Origin of the sequence: Solimicrobium silvestre, from assembly GCF_002976435.1 — a bacterium.
In the GTDB taxonomy this organism is placed as follows: domain Bacteria; phylum Pseudomonadota; class Gammaproteobacteria; order Burkholderiales; family Burkholderiaceae_D; genus Solimicrobium; species Solimicrobium silvestre.
Window position 1 is genome coordinate 1 of record NZ_PUGF01000038.1, and the last position, 20,252, is coordinate 20,252.

21 protein-coding genes are annotated in these 20,252 nt (G+C 49.0%); 6 read left to right on the top strand and 15 right to left on the bottom strand.

Features of this window, described 5'->3' with window-relative positions; translation table 11 throughout:
* Positions 1 to 231: 231 nt before the first annotated feature.
* From S2091_RS22895 to chrA, 13 genes are all read right to left on the bottom strand, one after another.
* Positions 232 to 486 carry a GNAT family N-acetyltransferase gene (locus tag S2091_RS22895; protein WP_243405535.1) on the bottom strand — a complete coding sequence of 85 codons (255 nt, stop codon included), beginning with the start codon at positions 484 to 486 and terminating at the stop codon, positions 232 to 234.
* Positions 479 to 601 (bottom strand): hypothetical protein, encoded by a 123-nt coding sequence (locus S2091_RS24690; protein WP_279338283.1) that lies wholly within the window; start codon positions 599 to 601, stop codon positions 479 to 481. The genes S2091_RS22895 and S2091_RS24690 overlap by 8 nt, the downstream gene beginning before the upstream one ends.
* 39 nt (positions 602 to 640) lie before the next feature.
* Positions 641 to 1,009, bottom strand: a complete 369-nt coding sequence (locus S2091_RS22900) for a nuclear transport factor 2 family protein (protein WP_105534328.1) — start codon at positions 1,007 to 1,009, stop codon at positions 641 to 643.
* Between the two features lie 107 nt (positions 1,010 to 1,116).
* Positions 1,117 to 2,283, bottom strand: coding sequence for an outer membrane protein assembly factor BamC (gene bamC / locus S2091_RS22905; RefSeq protein ID WP_105534303.1), 1,167 nt, complete (start codon positions 2,281 to 2,283; stop codon positions 1,117 to 1,119).
* Between the two features lie 152 nt (positions 2,284 to 2,435).
* Positions 2,436 to 3,314 carry a 4-hydroxy-tetrahydrodipicolinate synthase gene (dapA, locus tag S2091_RS22910; RefSeq protein WP_105534329.1) on the bottom strand — a complete coding sequence of 293 codons (879 nt, stop codon included), beginning with the start codon at positions 3,312 to 3,314 and terminating at the stop codon, positions 2,436 to 2,438.
* A 100-nt stretch (positions 3,315 to 3,414) separates the two neighbouring features.
* Entirely contained in the window at positions 3,415 to 3,978 is a 564-nt protein-coding gene (locus S2091_RS22915; RefSeq protein ID WP_105534304.1) for a class I SAM-dependent methyltransferase, read from the bottom strand.
* Positions 3,978 to 5,180 carry a tryptophan--tRNA ligase gene (locus tag S2091_RS22920; protein WP_105534305.1) on the bottom strand — a complete coding sequence of 401 codons (1,203 nt, stop codon included), beginning with the start codon at positions 5,178 to 5,180 and terminating at the stop codon, positions 3,978 to 3,980. Before S2091_RS22920 ends, S2091_RS22915 begins: the two co-directional genes overlap by 1 nt.
* Positions 5,181 to 5,192: 12 nt before the next feature.
* Positions 5,193 to 5,855 carry a site-2 protease family protein gene (locus S2091_RS22925; protein WP_105534306.1) on the bottom strand — a complete coding sequence of 221 codons (663 nt, stop codon included), beginning with the start codon at positions 5,853 to 5,855 and terminating at the stop codon, positions 5,193 to 5,195.
* A 50-nt stretch (positions 5,856 to 5,905) separates the two neighbouring features.
* Complete coding sequence (locus S2091_RS22930) at positions 5,906 to 6,529, bottom strand: L-threonylcarbamoyladenylate synthase (RefSeq protein ID WP_105534307.1); 624 nt, start codon at positions 6,527 to 6,529, stop codon at positions 5,906 to 5,908.
* Between the two features lie 94 nt (positions 6,530 to 6,623).
* Positions 6,624 to 7,499, bottom strand: a complete 876-nt coding sequence (gene htpX / locus S2091_RS22935) for a protease HtpX (RefSeq protein ID WP_105534308.1) — start codon at positions 7,497 to 7,499, stop codon at positions 6,624 to 6,626.
* 138 nt (positions 7,500 to 7,637) lie between these two features.
* Positions 7,638 to 8,471 carry a 3',5'-nucleoside bisphosphate phosphatase gene (locus S2091_RS22940; RefSeq protein ID WP_105534309.1) on the bottom strand — a complete coding sequence of 278 codons (834 nt, stop codon included), beginning with the start codon at positions 8,469 to 8,471 and terminating at the stop codon, positions 7,638 to 7,640.
* Between the two features lie 71 nt (positions 8,472 to 8,542).
* A complete protein-coding gene (locus tag S2091_RS22945) occupies positions 8,543 to 9,433 on the bottom strand; it encodes an alpha/beta fold hydrolase (RefSeq protein WP_105534310.1) in 891 nt (296 codons plus the stop codon).
* Positions 9,434 to 9,591: 158 nt separating this feature from the next.
* Positions 9,592 to 10,782: a chromate efflux transporter gene (gene chrA, locus S2091_RS22950; RefSeq protein ID WP_105534311.1), complete on the bottom strand. Its 1,191-nt coding sequence runs from the start codon at positions 10,780 to 10,782 to the stop codon at positions 9,592 to 9,594.
* Positions 10,783 to 11,006: 224 nt separating this feature from the next.
* Between chrA and S2091_RS22955 the strand changes: the two genes are divergently transcribed.
* From S2091_RS22955 to S2091_RS22980, 6 genes are read left to right on the top strand one after another with little or no spacing between them, the layout of a single operon-like run.
* Positions 11,007 to 11,660, top strand: coding sequence for a TetR/AcrR family transcriptional regulator (locus S2091_RS22955; protein WP_112886632.1), 654 nt, complete (start codon positions 11,007 to 11,009; stop codon positions 11,658 to 11,660).
* A complete protein-coding gene (hlyD, locus tag S2091_RS22960) occupies positions 11,653 to 12,630 on the top strand; it encodes a secretion protein HlyD (protein ID WP_105534313.1) in 978 nt (325 codons plus the stop codon). The genes S2091_RS22955 and hlyD overlap by 8 nt, the downstream gene beginning before the upstream one ends.
* Positions 12,631 to 14,397, top strand: coding sequence for an ATP-binding cassette domain-containing protein (locus S2091_RS22965; protein ID WP_105534314.1), 1,767 nt, complete (start codon positions 12,631 to 12,633; stop codon positions 14,395 to 14,397).
* Positions 14,384 to 15,532 (top strand): ABC transporter permease, encoded by a 1,149-nt coding sequence (locus S2091_RS22970; RefSeq protein WP_207769789.1) that lies wholly within the window; start codon positions 14,384 to 14,386, stop codon positions 15,530 to 15,532. The genes S2091_RS22965 and S2091_RS22970 overlap by 14 nt, the downstream gene beginning before the upstream one ends.
* A gap of 2 nt (positions 15,533 to 15,534) precedes the next feature.
* Complete coding sequence (locus tag S2091_RS22975; protein WP_105534315.1) at positions 15,535 to 16,635, top strand: ABC transporter permease; 1,101 nt, start codon at positions 15,535 to 15,537, stop codon at positions 16,633 to 16,635.
* Positions 16,632 to 18,065, top strand: coding sequence for an efflux transporter outer membrane subunit (locus S2091_RS22980; RefSeq protein ID WP_105534316.1), 1,434 nt, complete (start codon positions 16,632 to 16,634; stop codon positions 18,063 to 18,065). The genes S2091_RS22975 and S2091_RS22980 overlap by 4 nt, the downstream gene beginning before the upstream one ends.
* A gap of 12 nt (positions 18,066 to 18,077) precedes the next feature.
* On the opposite strand, the gene proX is transcribed toward S2091_RS22980, so the two are convergent.
* Positions 18,078 to 19,094 carry a glycine betaine/L-proline ABC transporter substrate-binding protein ProX gene (gene proX / locus S2091_RS22985; RefSeq protein ID WP_207769790.1) on the bottom strand — a complete coding sequence of 339 codons (1,017 nt, stop codon included), beginning with the start codon at positions 19,092 to 19,094 and terminating at the stop codon, positions 18,078 to 18,080.
* Between the two features lie 12 nt (positions 19,095 to 19,106).
* Positions 19,107 to 20,246, bottom strand: coding sequence for a glycine betaine/L-proline ABC transporter permease ProW (proW, locus tag S2091_RS22990; protein WP_105534318.1), 1,140 nt, complete (start codon positions 20,244 to 20,246; stop codon positions 19,107 to 19,109).
* Between the last annotated feature and the right edge of the window lie 6 nt (positions 20,247 to 20,252).

The following is a 20,252-nucleotide window of genomic DNA, read 5'->3' on the forward strand; positions in this document are numbered from 1 at the left end:
AACGTAAGTCCATAGTATTGGCTGTATTCCAGGTCATAATGGCGGCTCCGATTGGACATCATTCTTGATGCCCAATAGTGTTACCTATGTCCTGATACAGGTGTTACCCATGTCTCACGTCTATACAGCGACGCAAAAAAGGCAGGTAGCTGCCGGTCTACCACCGGCCTACTGAACGAAAATAAACCATAGTAGCAGCTAACAAATCAAACGCAAAAATGCGCATCAAAACTACGGCAACAACCTCTTATCCATAAACATACTAAACGGATCAAGAGCATATCCCCCAAACGGCGCACACGCCACATAACCTAAACTTTTCAATGCTTCAGGTTGTTTAACTCCAGTCTCCAACCGTGCAACAGGCACGCCCAGCATCACTAAATGTTTTTCAAGATGACTCATAATACGTTTTGAAATACCTTTACCGCGATGACTATCCATCACAAAAACACGCTTAATCTCACCGTAAGACTCTTCACCCATCAACGCCCTCTATATGATTACTTTCCGCCGGATAAAGCGCCGCCATATAATGATTCGATTCAGTGATAAGTACATGAACTTCCGGTGCATCCGGGTTTAATTTTTCGATATTCATGATTAGGTTTTATTAATTTAAATAAGCGTAGCGCATCCACTACCTGACATCGAGTTTGGCTGACCCCATAGAGAAAGAAGCCTTTTGAATGAGTCCATTAACAACTTCATAAATACAAAGCATTTCAACCGTTCCAAGGCCTTCTGGAAAATTACGCGTAATGACTTCAAGATCAACTACGATATTGCCCATAACGGTGCGATTGATAAGCTTTGCGTGCAGATCAGGCTCTAAAAACCGAGCGGCTATCCGAGTACGCATTTCGGCATGTCCACGCGCAAAACATTCGCCATGCAAGGTATATTGCTCTGCATCAGGCGCATAGGTAGCAAGCCAACGCTCAAGATCTTTAGCATTGTAAGCATCGAGTTGTTCCTGAATAAGGGAAGTAGCTGTTGCTATCGACATAGAATTACCTTCACAAAAAATAGAATAAAAAAAACGATGAACAAAGTGATTAACTTTATTCATCGCTATTTTCGATTAACTCCTTACAGAGTTATATCCAATCATTATTACTTCAACTGTTCCAACAACAGATTCAAAATCTTATCCGACGCAGCTGAGTTCTCAGCGCCGCCATCATTATTTTGAACGGCAACATGAGTCACATTGGCCTCGCCTTTCACCGTTATCCGATAACGTTTTGCATCTTTTTCTTTGTCACCAAAGCTAAATATGCGCGAGAAGAAACCGTCTTTGTTGCTGTCTCCATCTGGGTCAACATAACGAACAAAATAAATACCTTTAGCACGATCGCGATCTTCGACAGTGAAGCCAACCCGATCCAATGCCAAACCAACCCGACGCCATGCACGGTCAAAACTTTCATCCACGTTAATTAAGGAAGCGGCGCCATCTTTAACTAATTTAGCTTTAATTGGCTGATTTACCGTAGTTGCAACGATTTCTTTAGCTTTTTCTTGAGTAGCTCCCAAGCTCACCATTAAACGCGTCAGGAAAGCCGCCTCTAAAGCTGGGTCGTTAGGACGTGCAGCCCAAGTTGTAGTATCTTTTTGCGCACCAATCAGAACTTCTTCAACGCCACGATGACTGATGTAAATTTCAGTAGAACCATCATCACGACGCTCTAAACGGGTACGGAATTTATCGCGCTCACCGGTTGAATACAGGGAATCAAATACATAACCGATAGTTTTGCGCAAAAAATCTTCAGGAATTTTGGCGCGATTTTCTGCCCAATCGGTTTCCATCACACCAGTAGTTTGAGAGTCTTGATTAATCAAGAAACCATTTTCCTGCCAAAAATCTTTAATCTTAGGCCACAACACTTCAGGGCTCTGCTTCACTAATAACCAGCGCTGCGAACCGTCGCGCTCAATCCGCATATCTTCCAGGGTATTGATTGCTGTTGTAACCGGTGCTGCCACAGTTTGTTGTGTAGCAGCGCCGCTAGATTTAGCATTGAAACTAGATGCTGTTAATGGACCAGTTGAACCATTGTCAGGAATCGAAAAACGGTTATCACGGGAAATTTGACTCAAATCGGGAGGTACATCCAAGGTCGGGGCAACCGCATCTTTTTTACTCGCACTTTTGTAATCAATACGATCTGGTTGCAAAAAATTACCCGTTGAACTACAGCCGGCAATTGCAACAACAGCCAACATGGAAACCATTTTACTCAGTGAATTGTTGCGTGAATTATTGCGCATAGTCATTTCGATACAAACTCATAGTTAAAATTTTTCAGTGTATGGCTTAACGCCGACACCAACCCCGCTTAAATACCCAGATAAACCCGCGCTAAAACAGCGCGCTTAATTACTTCTGCATCACTTCTGCACCACTTCTTTATAGCTTCTTCAACTACTTATTTGAGCAGATCAACAGCCCGTAATGAATTGGCTAACGTTTCATGGTATTGGCTTGAAAACGTTACCAAAGGCAAACGGATACCCGTTGGAATTAGCCCCATTTCAGCCATCGCCCATTTTACTGGAACTGGATTAGGCTCAATAAACAATTTCATATGCAAAGGAATTAACGGTTGGTTAATCGCTTTAGCTTTTGCAATATCACCAGCCATTGCCGCTACACATAATTCGTGCATGGCACGAGGAGCGATATTTGCCGTTACAGAAATATTTCCTTTACCACCGCATAACATCAAAGCCATGGCAGATAAATCGTCACCAGAATAAATGGCAAAGCCTTCCGGAACCATCGCTAACAATTCGATATCACGCCCAATATTACCGCTGGCTTCTTTGATGCCGACGATATTAGGAATCTGCGCTAAACGAGCGATAGTTTCATTAGACATATCTGAAGCAGTACGGCCCGGCACATTGTACAAAATGAGGGGGATATCAACTGATTCGGCAATCTTTTTGAAATGCTGGTACATGCCTTCTTGAGTAGGCCGATTGTAGTAAGGCACAACTTGCAAAGAAGCGTCAGCCCCAACTTCTTTGGCGTAGGCCGTTAGTGCAATAGCTTCTTGAGTAGAATTACCGCCAGAACCGGCGATAACAGGAATACGTTTATTCGTATGTTCAACAGCCACCTGAATTAATTCGCGATGCTCTTCAACCGAAACCGTCGCGGATTCACCGGTAGTACCAGCAATCACGATCCCGTCAGTACCTTCACTGATATGCCAGTCAATTAACTTACGTAATCCCGGAATATCCAGACTACCATCTGCATGCATAGGTGTAACAATTGCAACTAGGCTTCCCGTAATCATAGTCATGATAATGCGTCAAAAAATATAAAACGTTGATTGTAGCGGATAGCCCGTCATTGCGCTCAGTAATTTATTAGTTTGATTACTAGAATAATTTACTTTAGTTTCGAGCTAAATGCGCATCAGCCAAAGCACTCTTTTTAATACAAATACGCTGCACCAAAGCCGGTTTGGGCTGGTCAACATAACCACATTCGTAAGCAACCACATGCAATGGCTGATTTGGCATTAATGTTACCAACCCTAACAACTCATCAGGTGCCAGCAAAAACTCTGGATTACTCGGCTTCCCAAACTGGGCGTTTCCCTGCGCAAACGTCTCAATGATCAACACTCCTTGCGGAGCAAGACTGGACAAGATAAAAGGGAATAAGGGCCGATGCAGGTAATTACACACCACAATGCCAGCAAAACGATCCACCTCAAACGGCCAGACTGAGGATGGTTGCTCTAGATCATGGCACAACGTCGCCGCGCCCAATTCGGCAGCTTGCGCTAATGAATGCGGGTCACGGTCTAACGCTAACACTGAATTACCAGCAGCGAGTAGCGCCGGGCAGTTGCGCCCAGCACCACTGGCTAAATCCAGCACTTCACCGGGTGGTATTAGGTGAATAAAGCGGTTAAGCCAGAGTGAGCCCGGGGGCGAGGCTAAATATGTCATCAGGTATAACTAATTCCCATTGCTTCGCGAACATCACGCATGGTTTCTTGCGCTAACTTACGGGCTTTATCGCAGCCATCGGCCGCAATGGCACGAACTAGGCTCGGCTCATCCAAATACTGTTGTGCACGCTCATGCATCGGCTCTTGTTCTTTAATGATGGCTTCAATCACCGGCTGCTTGCAGTCAAGGCAACCAATGCCCGCACTACGACAGCCTTTTTGCACCCATTCTTTGGTATCTTCGTCTGAATACACTTGATGCAATTGCCAAACCGGGCATTTTTCCGGATTACCGATATCGGTGCGACGGACCCGCGCCGGATCGGTCACCATTGTACGTATTTTCAAGGTCAGACTGTCTTTATCTTCACGCAGCGCAATTGCATTGCCGTAACTTTTAGACATTTTTTGACCATCTAAACCGGGTAGTCGCGATGAAGTAGTTAATTTAACTTGCGGCTCGACCAAAATCAGCTTACGACTGCCTTCCAGATAACCGAATAAGCGTTCGCGATCTATCATGCTCAAGTTTTGCGCTTCATTTAATAAGGCATGTGCTTGGTCTAACGAGGCAACTAAGCCTTGCTCCTGAAATTCGGCGCGTAACTCGGTATACAGTTTTGCGCGCTTGCTGCCGAGTTTCTTCACCGCTTCTACGGCGTTTTTTTCAAAGCCTTTTTCTTTACCGTAAATATGGTTAAAACGACGCGCAATTTCACGCATCATTTCAACGTGCGGCACCTGATCATCGCCTACCGGTACTTGGCTGGCACGATAAATCAGGACATCGGCAGCCTGCAATAACGGATAACCAAGAAAGCCATACGTTGATAAATCACGATCTTGCAATTTTTCTTGCTGATCTTTGTAAGTAGGCACGCGTTCCAGCCAGCCCAATGGCGTTGCCATCGAAAGCAGTAAATGCAGTTCGGCGTGTTCTGGGACTTTAGATTGAATAAAAAGAGTAGCTTGAGATGGGTCGACGCCTGCCGCCAGCCAATCAATTAACATATCCCAAGTGCTTTTTTCAAGACTGCTGGGATCGTCATAATGGGTCGTTAATGCGTGCCAATCAGCGACAAAAAATAAACAAGGCAATTCTGCCTGCATTTTGATCCAGTTTTTTAGGGCACCGTGGTAGTGCCCTAAATGCATTGCGCCAGTGGGGCGCATACCAGAAACAACGCGTTCAGGGTACATGTGGGTTTAGTTTCACTTAATTAAAAACTGCAGGGGTGTAAGAAGAAGTTGTAGCGATGTTTCAGTCCAACTCGCTACTGGATTTAACCAGTATTTATCCAGTAGATTCAACCAAAGTAGACCTAGCACAATAAAAAAACCATAGGGTTCAATTTTTGAAAACTGATACGCCTGTTTCATTGGCAATAATCCAACCAGAATGCGGCCACCGTCTAGAGGCAACATAGGAAATAAATTCAACGCAAACATAATGACATTCACCGCAATACCCGCTTGCGCCATCTTTAGTAAAAACGGCACATCAAAATGTATCACTACCATTGCATAAATACTCAAAAACCAAATCAATGCCATGAAAAAATTTGAGGCAGGGCCAGCCAAAGCAACCCAGATCATATCGCGCTTGGGGTTTCTCAATGCGCTAAAATTAACCGGTACCGGCTTAGCATAGCCAAATGCAAAAGTACCCTTACTCACCAAAAGCATAAGTGCTGGAAGTAACAATGTACCGATCGGATCTATGTGTTTGAGAGGATTTAAGCTCAAGCGCCCACGTAAGTAAGCTGTGTCATCACCAAAGTATCTGGCCACAAAGGCATGCGCAGATTCATGCAAGGTAATGGCAAAGATCATCGGAATGGCGTATACCGCCAAGGTTTGGATTAATTCATTCATAAGGCGGGATTCTATCAGAGCAACTAATAAATCTGTCAATTCTGTAACTTCTACAGACCAAAAATACTCACATCACCACGTCCTAAACGCAGCAGCAATGCTTCTTCACCCGTTAAATCCACGACCGTGGTCGGCTCCAAGCTACATGCCCCGCCATCAATAATCAGGTCAATCTGATTCTCCAAACAGTCACGAATTTCTTCCGGCTCAGTCAATGGCAGTTCTTGATTCGGCAAAATCAGCGTGGCTCCAAGCAACGGCTGCCCTAATTCGGAGAGCAAAGCATGAATAATTTTATGTTCCGGCACCCGTAAACCGATGGTTTTACGTGAGGGATGCGATAAGCGCCGTGGTACTTCTTTGGTGGCTTCCAGAATAAACGTGTAAGGGCCCGGAGTCGCCGCTTTTAGCAGGCGGTATTGACGATTATCGACTTTGGCATAGTTGGCAATTTCACTTAAATCGCGACATAACAAGGTCAGATGATGCTTTTCATCAACCTCACGAATCCGACGCAAACGTTGTACCGCATCCTTATCATCAAGATGACAAACCAGGGCGTAGCAGGAATCAGTCGGTACGGCGACGATGCCGCCAGAATGAATAATCTGGCTTGCCTGCTTGATTAAGCGCGCTTGCGGATTGTCTGGATGCAGGTAAAAGTATTGGCTCATAAGAGTGAGTAAATGCGGGATGAATAAATACGAGGTGAATGAATGCGAGATTATTTTTCAATTAAATCGCATTCATTATCAAATTAAATTCAATTTAATTCAAAGCGCGCAATGCAGCAATGCGCTCTTCCATCGGCGGATGAGTTGAAAACAAAGCGGCAACACCGGCTTTATCACTAATACCTGAAGCTGCCATGGACTTTGGCAATTCGCCCGGCACCAAACCACCTAAGCGAGATAAGGCATTAATCATAGGCTGGCCATTACCCATCAATTTGGCTGAACCGGCATCGGCACGAAATTCACGTTGACGTGAGAACCAGCAGACGATAATCGAAGCAGCAAAACCGAAGATGATTTCACATACAAACACCGTCACCATATAACCGATGCCGGGCCTGTCATCATCGCTGTTTTTAAAAATCGCTTTATCAATTACATAGCCGACGACGCGCGCTAAAAACACCACAAAGGTATTTACCACGCCTTGAATCAAGGCCATCGTCACCATGTCGCCGTTAGCTATGTGCGCTACTTCATGCCCTAACACTGCTTCCACTTCTTCGCGGGTCATGCTTTCTAACAGTCCGGTAGAAACCGCAACTAAGGCCGAATTTTTAAACGCGCCGGTAGCAAATGCATTCGGAGCACCGTCATACACAGCCACATCTGGCATACCGATCCCGGCACGTTCAGCCAGGTTTTTTACGACGCTAACTAACCATAATTCGGTACTCGTAGTTGGCGCATCAATAACGCGCGCACCAGTTGACCATTTAGCCATCGGCTTGCTGATGAGCAATGAAAAGAAAGCGCCGGTAAAGCCGACTACCAATGAAAATACCATCAACATGCTGAAGTTCAAGCCATTAGCAGTTAAATAGCGATTGACGCCTAGTAGTGACAACACCACCGACATCACCAGCATCACGGCCAGGTTAGTCGCTAGAAATAGGAATATACGCTTCATAAAGGAGTCTCCAAAAATTCAATGAATAACGATAAATGGGGAATAATTCGTTAGTTTCAAGATAAGACTTTATTGTTGCAATATAAAATCTGCAACAAAATGTATCTTATTTGAAACTAAGCAGTGAAAACCACGCAGCTAAAACCAATCGTGCCAGACCGGCACTAAATTACCCGGCAACGGTGGCAAAGCACCTAATTCGGTCTTAGATTCACCAGGTCCATGGAAATCTGAGCCGCGTGAAGCCAAAAAGCCATATTGCTGGGCAATTTTGGCATATTCAGCGTATTGATCTGGAGTATGACTACCGGTGACGACTTCAATTCCCAACCCGCCGTATTGCTTGAACTCATCTAAAAATGCCGACATTTCCAGCTGCGTTAGATCATAACGGCCCGGATGCGCAACCACCGCCACGCCTCCAGCGCCTTTTATCCAAGTCAAGGCATCTTTTAAGCTAGCCCAACGATGCTCGACATAGCCCGGCTTACCTTCCACCAAATAATTCTTAAAGACATCACTAATATCGCGGCATGTGCCGCTTTCCACCAGATAACGAGCGAAATGGGTGCGTGAAATCAGATCAGGATTACCGACATAATGCAATGCGCCTTGATAAGCATTGGGAATACCAACTTCTGCCAACATCTCGCCGATTTGTTGGGCGCGTTTTTCACGGCCATGGCGAGTGTCATATAAGCCTTGCACCAGTTGCGGATTGGTTTCGTCAATTTGCAAACCGACGATGTGAATGGTGTGACCTGCCCAGGTAATTGAAATTTCCACGCCTGCTACATGGCGCATGCCTAACTCTTTGGCGGTAGCGCGAGCAACAGAGATTCCGCCGATTTCATCGTGATCGGTGAGCGCCCAGACATCAACGCCATTATTATGCGCACGAGTAGCAACGTCAGCGGGGGAAAGCAAGCCATCGGATACGGTGGAGTGGCAGTGTAAATCAATGTTTAGCATGGGAGGAAGTTAGTGAGCGGATACAGGGCTATTGTACTCCGCTTCACTTAATTCCGACTATCAGAAGCTAATTAGACCGCTTTCGGCAACCCTACGAAATCCTCAATCAATTTAGCCAGCGCCTGAGGCTGATCATGATGAAGCATGTGACCGGCGTCCAGTACCAGCTCTGTTTTGAGTTGTTTGAAATGCGTTAAACGCCGATCGGTTTCTGGGCGACCTTTTTCTTTTCCGCCGATCCAGGACCAGATTGCCGTATCGTCGGCTTCCACCCATAACACGGGTGCAGTCACGGCTTCCCAACACGCCATGACTTCTTCTACCCGATACAAAATAGGGCTAGATAATTTATGGGCAGGATCGCCTAAAATCTCCCACTGTCCACTAGCATTTTCACGCGACCAATGTTGCGCCAAAAAGGCGGCACGTTCATCATTTAAGCGTGGATTGGTTTTTTGCAGTCGTTTTGCCACTTCTGCCGCGCTTGCATAGGTTCGCATTTCCGGCTTTTCGCGTAATTCGTCCAACCATTTTTTATAGCGCGCCGGTGCTTGAGTTGGCTTGGTTGTTGGCAACCCAAAGCCTTCCAAAATCACCAGTTTTGCGATCCGTTCTGGCCGGATTCCAGCGTATAAACCAACCACATTACCACCCATGCTGTGCCCTACCAGATTAATTGCAGCATCCGGACTGTAATGCTGTAATAACGCATCCAGATCAGCTAAATAATCTGGGAACCAATAAGCATCGGTGGTCGGACCATTCGTCAAACCAAAGCCGCGCATATCGGGCGCAATCACATGCCAATCAGCCTTTAAACTATCCACCACAAACTGGAATGAAGCACCCACGTCCATCCAGCCATGCACCATAAAAATCATCGGTGCAGTCGGGTCACCCCAGTGCCTGCAGTGATATTGATGCCCTCTTAATGCGATAAATTCAGATGTTGATGTTTTCATAAAATGCCGTAAAAAGTGAATGGTCGTGCTAATTTTTACGAATTATACCTGAGGTGAAAAACTAGGTAGTCGGGCGTGAAAGCACTTTATTCAAGCACGGCCCAAGCACTCTAACTGCGCGCTTTTCATATACCTTTTTTAAATTTATGCTTCAAAAATCAACTAAGCAACCATCCGCCAACCCCACATCCCAGCACAACCAACCACGGTGGCAAGCGCCAAAACATTAGTGCAAAAAAAGCGGCCAGCAACAAGGCTAGATCGGCAAGCTTCATTATCGCGCCAGTCCAGACCGGGTGATACAACGCCGCCAGCAGCAAACCCACCACAGCAGCATTCACGCCCGCAAGTGCCGCTTGCGTATGCACGCTGCGCCGCAACTGCTCCCAAAACGGCAACACGCCGAAAATCAATAAAAATGACGGCGTAAAAATCGCAATCAAGCACAGCGCCGCGCACAGCCATCCGTTCGGCGACTGGTTCATGGATGCACCAAGAAAAGCAGAAAAAGTAAACAGCGGCCCCGGCACTGCCTGCGTCATTCCATAACCAGATAAAAAAGTATCATTGCTAACCCAGCCGTTTGACACCACAGCGCTCTGCAACAGCGGCAATACGACGTGACCGCCGCCAAAAACTAATGCCCCGGCGCGATAGAATGCATTCACCATCGCCAGCAAATGATTTGGCCACATTTCCAAGCAGATCGGCAGGCCAATCAGTAACGCAAAAAATATGCCCAGCAATAGCAAAGCAAGGCGGCGACTGATAGTAATAGGCAGCGGTTCATGCAGCACAGCTTGCGCAGGTTTAAACAATACAATGCCCAGCACGGCTGCGGCCACAATCACGCTCACCTGCCCTAGCGGCATCGGCCAGAACAACACCAGCCCTGCCGCGGCCAAAGTAATAGCGATACGCGTTGCACCGGTACAAAGCTGGCGTGCCATACCCCAAACGGCCTGTGCCACAACCGCCACGGCAACCACTTTCAAACCATGTAAGACGCCGACAGGAACCGCCCCGCCCCACGTCGACAACCCCATACCGAACAAGCACAGCATCAACGCCGATGGCAAAGTAAATCCAGCCCAAGCCGCCAACGCACCCGTCGCACCACCGCGCAGCAAACCGATTGCCATGCCGACCTGACTACTGCTCGGCCCCGGCAAAAACTGGCACAAAGCCACCAGATCGGTGTAACTAGACTCGCTAAGCCAGCGCCGACGCGTAACGAATTCTTCGCGAAAATAGCCCAGATGCGCAACCGGACCGCCAAACGACGTTAATCCCAATCGAAGGAAGAGCAAAAATATTGTCCAGCATCGTTCCAGCGGCATTGATGACATTTGTTGCGTCCATTAGTCAAAAGAAATAAATCGGATAATAAGCGATTAACAAAGGCTAGGGTATCCGTTGATCGAAGTTAAATAGCGAACAATCCAGGCTACAACAATTGCCATCCAAGCTTAAATTTACAAAACAATTTTCTCTATTTAAGTCAGCAATAATTAATTTATACATCTGCATAAATTTCCTTGACGTAATTTATACGCGCGTATAAAGTCTATAAATGACTAAGACCACCCCAACCAATCCTACCCGACTAGCTCTGCTCGAACATGGAAAAACCATGGCGCGCCAGCATGGCTTACGGTCGATCACAGTGCGTGGCCTATGCCAGGAAACTGCAATCAATACCGGCAGTTTTGTATATCACTTCGGCAGTCGCGATCAATTTATCGCGGAATTGATTGAATATTGGTATGCGCCGCTATTCGAACAAATACAATGGCAACAAAATCACCACGCCGACCCACTTACGCGACTGCACGCCATGCTGCGCCAGCTGCTGAGTTTTGTTAATGCCAATGGTGCATTTATCGCACAGTTAATGCAGGACGTAGTCGCCGGCGAAATAGCCGCGCAGCGTTTTACCAGCACACTGGCGCCACGTCATCCGCGCATACTGCTGCAATGTATCGCAGATGCCCAGCAAGCAGGTCAGCTCTGCATAGCACCGCCGTTACATCAAGCCATGTTTCTCATGTCCGCCTGCGGCATACCTATCTTGCTGCAACACGTATTGAGCGGCAAAGAACTGCTGCCTGAATTGCTGCAACAAGCTATTAAGCAATTCGCCACTGATCCACAGCATATTGATCAACGTCTGCAATGGGCGTTACAAGGTTTGATGCCTAATTCCAAGGAGTTTCTACATGAATAAAAAAATCGTAGTCGCTATTATCCTAGTGACCGTATGCCTGGTGGCTGGTTTTGCTTTATATCAGACCCGCCATCAAAGCGAAGAACTGCAATTTTCTGGCAATGTCGATATTCGTCAGGTCAATGTGGCGTTCCGGGTTGGCGGACGTTTAAAGACATTGCAGGTAGACGAAGGTGCGCAAGTTAAAGCGGGCGATGTATTGGGCGAGCTTGACGACCAACCTTACCGGATCGCGCTGGCGGATGCACAAGCCAACAACGCCGCACTGGAAGCGCACAACATGCTGTATAAAAAAGGTTATCGAAAAGAAGATATCCAGCAAGCCAAAGCCAATTTAAACACCCGTTTGGCAGCACTTCTCAATGCAAGCCAACTATTACAACGCCAGCAAAAAATCACCGGTACCGGCGCAGGATCGCAACGTAGCCTCGACGATGCCCAATCCGGCTATGACCAGGCCACAGCACAGGTAGACGCGGCGCGCCAGCAATATCTGGCGCTAAGCCACGGTTATCGCCCGGAAGAAATCGCGGAAGTAGCCGCCAACAGGCAACGCGCCGCAGCGCAACTCAATAATGCTGAATTACAGTTAGCTGATACCGTTTTAAAAGCGCCGTCCAACGGCATCATTCTTACTCGCGCCGTTGAGCCCGGCAGTATGCTTACCGCTGGCAGTACAGCACTCACCCTGTCACTGACCGAGCCGGTCTGGGTGCGCGCCTATGTAGCCGAGCCTGATCTGGGTAAAGTCGCGCCCGGCACCCGGGTTAAGGTCATCACCGATTCACGCAAAGAACCCTATAACGGCGTGATTGGTTTTGTCTCGCCCACGGCGGAATTCACACCCAAGAATGTCGAAACCAGCGACCTACGCACCGCCCTCGTCTACCGGTTGCGCGTAATTGTCGAGAACGCCGATACCCAACTGCGTCAGGGTATGCCCGTCACCATCAAACTGGCAGCGCACTAAATGGACAGTAACCGCGCCAGCGGCGACGCTATCACCATTAGCGCGCTGCAACATCAATTTGCGGATCAAATCGCCTTGCGCGGCCTTAACTGCAGCATTCGGCGCGGCATTATTACCGGCATAGTCGGCCCGGATGGTGCAGGCAAAACTACCCTGATGCGGTTAATGGCCGGTCTGCTGAAAGCCACTAGCGGCACAATCCAGGTAGAAGGCTTAAGCCCCATCAACGACGCTTCCGCCCTACGCCCGCAACTCGGTTATATGCCGCAAAAATTCGGCCTGTATGAAGACCTGACCGTGCAGGAAAACCTTAACCTGTATGCCGACCTGCGCGATGTCACCGGTGCGGCGCGCCAGCAAAGTTTTCAGCAACTGCTGGCCTTCACCGATCTGGCGCGCTTCACCGACCGCCCAGCCGGAAAATTATCCGGCGGGATGAAACAAAAACTGGGACTAGCCTGCACCCTACTCGGCTCGCCGCGCGTTTTGCTGCTGGATGAACCGAGCGTCGGGGTCGATCCCATCTCGCGCCGTGAACTGTGGAAAATGGTCGGCGAACTGGCTCAGCAGGGTATGACGGTGGTATGGAGCACCTCCTACCTGGATGAAGCCGAACTATGCGGCGAAGTATTGTTGATGAACGAAGGCAAACTGGAATACCAAGGCACGCCCGGAGCATTAATTGAGCGCATGCGCGGCCGCAGCGTGCAGTTGCGCGGCATAGCCGGCAACCGTCGCCACGTTTTGCAACAGGCATTGCGCGCGCCCGAAGTAATTGATGGCGTATTACAGGGCCAAGCCCTGCGACTGGTGTTAAAAGAAGCTGCCGTTTATCCCCCCATCAACGTACTCAATGCCGGAGAACATGCTCACTTCATTGAAGTGACGCCGCGCCTGGAAGACGCTTTTATCGATATTTTAGGCGGCGGCCCAGGTGGTGACTCGGTACTAGCAGCACATATGCCGGAAGCCAGATTAGATCCTGCCGTTGATCCCGATGCAGTCATCGAAGCGCATCAGTTAACCCGCCGCTTTGGCGACTTCATCGCCACCGACCACGTCGATTTTCGCGTCAAGCGTGGCGAAATATTTGGTTTGTTAGGCCCCAATGGCGCCGGCAAATCCACCACATTCAAAATGATGTGCGGCCTGCTGCGCCCCACTAGCGGCTGGGCTAAAGTGATGGGCATCGACCTGAAACAAAGCGCCAGCCAGGCACGTCGACAACTCGGTTATATGGCGCAAAAATTCGCCCTGTATGGCAACCTCAGCGTGCAACAGAACCTGTATTTTTTTTCAGGTATTTACGGCTTGCGTAATCAGGCACAGCGCAACATGGTGGACGATATGGTGCGCGTCTTCAACCTGCAACCCTATCTGAACACACCGGCCGGCAGTTTGCCGCTCGGCTTCAAACAACGACTGGCGCTGTCCTGCGCCATCATGCATCAGCCGCCTCTGCTGTTTCTGGACGAGCCGACCTCCGGCGTTGACCCGATTACCCGCCGTGAATTCTGGACTCACATCAATGGACTAGTCGACAAAGGCGTCACCGTCATGGTCACCACCCACTTCATGGACGAAGCCGAATACTGTGACCGGATCGGCCTGATTTACCGCGGCCGCACCATTGCCGCCGGTACGCCGGACCAGCTAAAGCAACTCGCTACCTTACCGGACGAGACGGAGATAACGATGGAAGATGCCTTCATCCGACTGGTAGAACGCGACGATGCGCAAAGGAGATCAAGCAATGTCGACCATTAGCCGCCGCCGTTTAATAGCGTTATGCCGCAAAGAAAGCTACCAGATCGTGCGCGATCCCAGCAGCATCCTGATCGCCTTTGTGCTGCCGGTGATTTTGCTGTTCATCTTCGGCTACGGCATCAACCTCGATACCAACCGGGTTCGGATCGGCCTGGTCGTAGAAGACAGCGGCGTCGAAGCGCAACGCTTTGCCGATGTGCTCACCGGCTCGCCTTATCTGGAAGTGCACACCGGGCATTCACGTTCTGCCATGCAGGATCAGCTTCAGAACGGCAGCGTGCGCGGCATGGTCGTGCTCGGCTCGGATTTTTCCGCCAAAGTGCAGCAAGCGCAAACACATCAGACTCAAGATCAGGCACAGATTCAATTGCTGACCGACGGTGCCGAACCCAATACCGCCAATTTCCTGTCCAGCTATTTACAGGGTAGTTTGCAAATCTGGCTAACCCAGCGCGCCAGCGATCGGGGCTTGCCTGACCTCGCCATCACCTCGCTAGAACCGCGCTACTGGTTTAACCCAACCACGGTCAGCCGCAACTATCTGGTGCCAGGCTCTATTTCCGTGATCATGACGGTCATCGGCGCATTACTGACTTCGCTGGTCGTAGCGCGCGAATGGGAACGCGGCACGATGGAAGCGCTCTTGTCGACCAGCGTTACGCGCAGTGAATTATTACTTTCAAAAATCATTCCCTACTATATGTTGGGCATGATTGCCATGAGCTTGTGTGTGCTGGTTGCAACCGTATTAATGGGAGTACCGCTACGCGGTTCATACTGGATGCTGTTCATCGTCAGCAGCCTGTTTTTAGGCAGCAGTCTGGGGCTTGGTTTATTACTATCCACCGTCACCCGCAACCAATTTGTTGCGGCGCAAGGCGCACTGGTGGCAGCTTTTCTGCCAGCGACCATGCTGTCGGGTTTTGTGTTTGAAATTGCCAGCATGCCGCTGCCGGTGCGGGCCATCAGTTATCTGATTCCGGCCCGCTATTTTGTCAGTGCACTTCAAACCATCTTTCAGGCCGGAGATATCTGGCCGGTACTGTTGCTGAATACCGGATTTTTGCTGCTCTCGGCACTATTCTGGCTCGGTCTGACCGCACTTAAAACAGCCCGTCGGCTGGATGGGAACTAGCCATGTGGTATGCAATCATCACGCTAATAAAAAAAGAACTGCAAGCCTTGTTCAGCAGCCCGCAAAGCCGCCGCATGCTGATCATGCCGGTGTTACTGCAACTGCTGGTATTTCCCTTCGCGGCCACATTGGAAGTTAAAAACAGCACGCTGGCCATTTACAATCAGGATGGCGGCGCGGCATCAATCGAATTGATCCAGCGGCTGAGCGCCGCCGAAGCTTTTCCAAAACTGATCATGATCAACAGTGAAACGCAATTGCAACAGGTGATCGACCGTCAACAAGCATTACTGGCAATTCGACTTCCACAGGATTTTTCACGCCAGATCGCCACTGGCCAAGCCGCCAAGATCCAGGCCATTATCGACGGCCGCCGTTCCAACAGCGCCCAGATTGCCTTTAGCTATGCACAGCTCATATTGCAGCAATTCGTGCTGGAGCAGCAACCGCAAGCCGTGCCGGTCCAATTAACCGTACAAAATTTATATAACCCCAACCTTGAATACCGCTGGTTTGTACTGCCGAGCCTGGTCGCCATTATCACCACCATCGGCTGCCTGATGGTGACCGCATTATCACTGGCGCGGGAACGTGAAGAAGGTACGTTTGACCAGCTACTGGTATCGCCCCTGACACCGGCCTACATCATGGTCGGCAAAGCCGTTCCGGGTGTTCTGGTGGCGCTGCTGCAAGGCTCGATCATTGCACTGGCCGCCGTGTTTGTGTACCGGATTCCATTTACAGGTTCGGTCTGGCTGCTCTATCTGACCATGCTGTGCTACGGCTTGTCGCTGGCAGGATTCGGTTTGTTAATTTCTGCCATGTGCGCCAACCAGCAACAGGCATTTTTAGGGACATTCGGATTTATGTCGCCCGCCGTTATTTTGTCCGGCTATATGGCTCCGGTAGAAAACATGCCGCCATTCCTTCAAGTTGTCAGCGCCATGAATCCGCTCAGCCATGCCATTATTGCCATCAAGGGAATATTCCTGAAAGGTTATACCTTTAGCCAGACCTGGCCCCAGCTTTGGCCGCTGTTGCTGATCGCCAGCATCACCCTTACGCTGGCCTACCTCATATTTATTCGCCGGAGCGGACAATGAAATACTCTATTTATTTAGCATGTGTATTGTTAACCGGCTGTGTGGTCGGCCCTAATTATCAACGACCAGATCTGGCAGCCCAGTTACCTAAGCAATACCAACGAATTGAAGACGGTCCAAGCAACCAACAGGTAGAAATATTACCTGACCGTTGGTGGCTTACGTTTAATGATTCTGCGATTAACCAATTAGTTGATGCCGCATTACTGCGCAACCTGGATTTAGCGAGTGCCGACGCAAATATAAGACAAGCACGTGCGCAACTGGGCATTATCGACAGCGCCTCGCAACCGCAATTAAATGCCAATGGCGACATTAGTCACGACCAGTTCAGCAAAAACAGCGAACTCATGGCGAATATCCCTTTCCCCAATCCACGCACCATGTTTAATGATTACAAAGCTGGCTTTGATGCCTCATGGGAGATCGATTTATTTGGTCACACTGCCCGCAGTATTGAAGCGGCTAAAGCACGTTTAAACAGCATAGAGCAGCAACGTGAAGGCGTTGCTTTACGCGTTGCCGCCGAAGTAACGCGTAACGTCATTGATTACCGCGCATGGCAATTACGCAGCAAAAATGCCGAAGCTATTTTTGTAGATAGCCAACACTTGCTGGACTTAATGCAACTCCAACAAAAAGCAGGGCTGCTCTCCGATAGCGATGTCACTGAAGCTCAAACAGCACTACATAATGCTGCAGCCGCTATCCCTCCATTGCAAGCCGCCACATTAGCGTCAATGATGGCGATTACGGTATTGATAGATCAACCGCAAGAACAAGTTGCCACAATTTTGCAAGCCAACGCTGACATTCCAGCAGTACCGGCTCATATTGATTCTATTGGCTTGCCATCGGATTTGCTGTTGCGCCGTCCAGATTTGCGGATTGCAGAACGTGAATTAGCTGCCGCCACGGCTGATATTGGCGTAGCAAAAGCGGAACAATATCCGCAACTAACGCTACTGGCGAGTGGCGGCCTGGATTCCATTACACCAGGTAAATTAACCAACCTAGCCAGCCGCTATTGGAATATTGGCCCGCAATTATCTATTCCATTATTTACCGGTGGTCGTTTAGCCGCGCAAGTGAACAGCCGTGAAGCCGCTCGTGATGCGGCATTGAGCAATTATCGACAAGCAGTATTATCCGCATTTTCAGATACGGAAATCGCCTTAATTCGCTATCAGCGTGAACAACAACGACTAACACAAATCAAACAAGCATTCGCCTCACAACACCGTCAATTGGAATTTGCAGAACAACGCTATCAATTGGGCGAAACCAATTTCAGCTATGTACTACAGACCCGCCAGCAGCTAGCGCAAACCAATGAATTACAGCTCGCTTCGCAACAAGCACTGGCAGAAAATTTGACAGCTTTGTTTAAATCATTAGGCGGGGGCTTTAATGAGAAACCCGCTCAGTGACAATCCCGCCAACTACGTCGCGGCCCGCGCCTGTTTCAGCCACTCGTCATAAGTAGCCTGATGCGCTTTAATCCAGCCGGACACATGGCGGTTAATATCGGTCGGTTTATTCTGTCCTTTGGCCATCGCCGCATTTTGGGCGCTGATGTCGCTCAGCGGCAGCTTCATCACTGCAAACAATTTGGCCGCTGCCGGATTCGCTTTAGCCCAGGTCAGGTTGGCAACGATCTGTATGTGATTTAAGGCAAATCCGTAATTTTTGCCATTCGGCAGTGCCGTATCGACGTCTTTACTCTCATCCGGCTGCGCAGAAAACGGCACCTCCAGCCAAACTACATCGCGCCCGGGAACTAGAACTGCCGATAACCAATACGGTGTCCAGGTCGTGTACAAAATCGGCTTTCCCTGTTTATAACGCGCCATGGTATCGGCAATAATGGCCGCGTAATTGCCGGAATTATTGGTCACGGTATTGCGCAGATCATAGGCATCCAGCTGATGCTCAATCACTTTGGCACAACCCCAGCCCGGGTCGCAGCCGGCCAGATCGGCTTTGCCGTTACCGCTACTGTCAAATAATTTAGCGATCTGCGGATCACGTAATTGCGCCAGATTAGTAATGTGGTATTTGTCCGCAGTTTTTTTATCGATCAAATAGCCTTGCACTGCGCCTTCGGCAAACATACCCTGACGATAAAGCTTAGAAGTGCCGCCGGCCTTTTCAAAATACTCGTTATGCAGCGGGCTCCAGTTATTCGCCAAAAAGGTGGCATTGCCACTGGCCAGTGCTATATAACCCACCGCATAATCCACTTCCTGAATCGGATTAACGTCATAACCAAGATCGCGCAATGCCCGTATCACCAACTCGGCTTGAAAGGTTTCTTCCGCTAACGAGCTTTTAATCGGCGTCACTTTAACGCCATTACCTGGCGCGGCAAACTCAGCGGCCATGCTGGTAACCGACATCAAGCAAACAACGGCGAACAAAGCTAAACCGACTAGCCATTTATTAGTTTTCTTTAACATATATTTTTCCATTTAATTACCCTGCAAAGAAGTGAGTTTCTTATTACTGCGAACAGGATTTTTCACAACGAAACGCTGCATCAAACGCCACACAAAACCAACCGGCCCTTGCTGATACCAGCGCTGATTACGCTGTTGCTTAGTCAAGGCTTGCGTCAAGCGGTCTAATAAAATCGCTAAAATAACAATACCCAAACCACCGATCGTCGCCAGTCCCATATCCAAACGTCCAATCCCGCGCAACACCATTTGCCCCAGACCACCAACGGCAATCATCGACGCAATCACTACCATCGACAACGCAAGCATCAAGGTTTGATTCACACCAGCCATAATGGTTGGTAGCGCAAGTGGCAATTGCACTTTGGTGAGTAACTGCCAGGAAGAAGCGCCAAACGAACGCGACGCTTCCACCAGATCGGGACGCACCTGCCGAATACCCAGATTAGTCAGTCGCACCAGCGGTGCCATGGCAAAGATAATCGTTACCAGCACGCCTGCCACGTTACCGATACCAAATAACATTACGACTGGCACCAGATAAACAAACGCGGGCGTGGTTTGCATTGCATCCAGCAATGGACGCACTATCTTTTCAACCAAATTGGAACGTGCCGCCAAAATTCCGAGCGGCAAGCCGATCACAATACAAAACCCTACGGAGGTCAGCACCAGCGACAGCGTCGTCATGGCTTCCGACCAAACACCTAAAAACCCGATTAACAATAACGATAATACCGCACCGATGGCGAGACGACGGCTGCTGAACTGCCATGCCAGCAATCCAAACAACGCGATCGTCAACAGCGCTGGTGTAGTTTGCAGCGCATTTTCAACCAGCGTCAGAGTGCCTTCAATCGGCACTCGAACATGTTGAAACGTTTCACGAAAATTCCCAATCACCCAAGTCAAACCATCATTCACCCACGAATCTAACGGCAGGATTTTATGTTCAAATGGATTGAGCCAGTCGATACCGGTATTTGACGCGGATAAATCAGGCGCGGTATTAAGCCAGTCGGCATTACCGGAATCTGAATTAGTGCTCATCGCCGCCCACGGATCAACAAAGGTATCCGGCTGCAAGTCAGTTGGCGCGCCGGATTCGGGATGGCCGACGGCCGCCCACGAGTTATCGGGGATATCACTCATATTTTT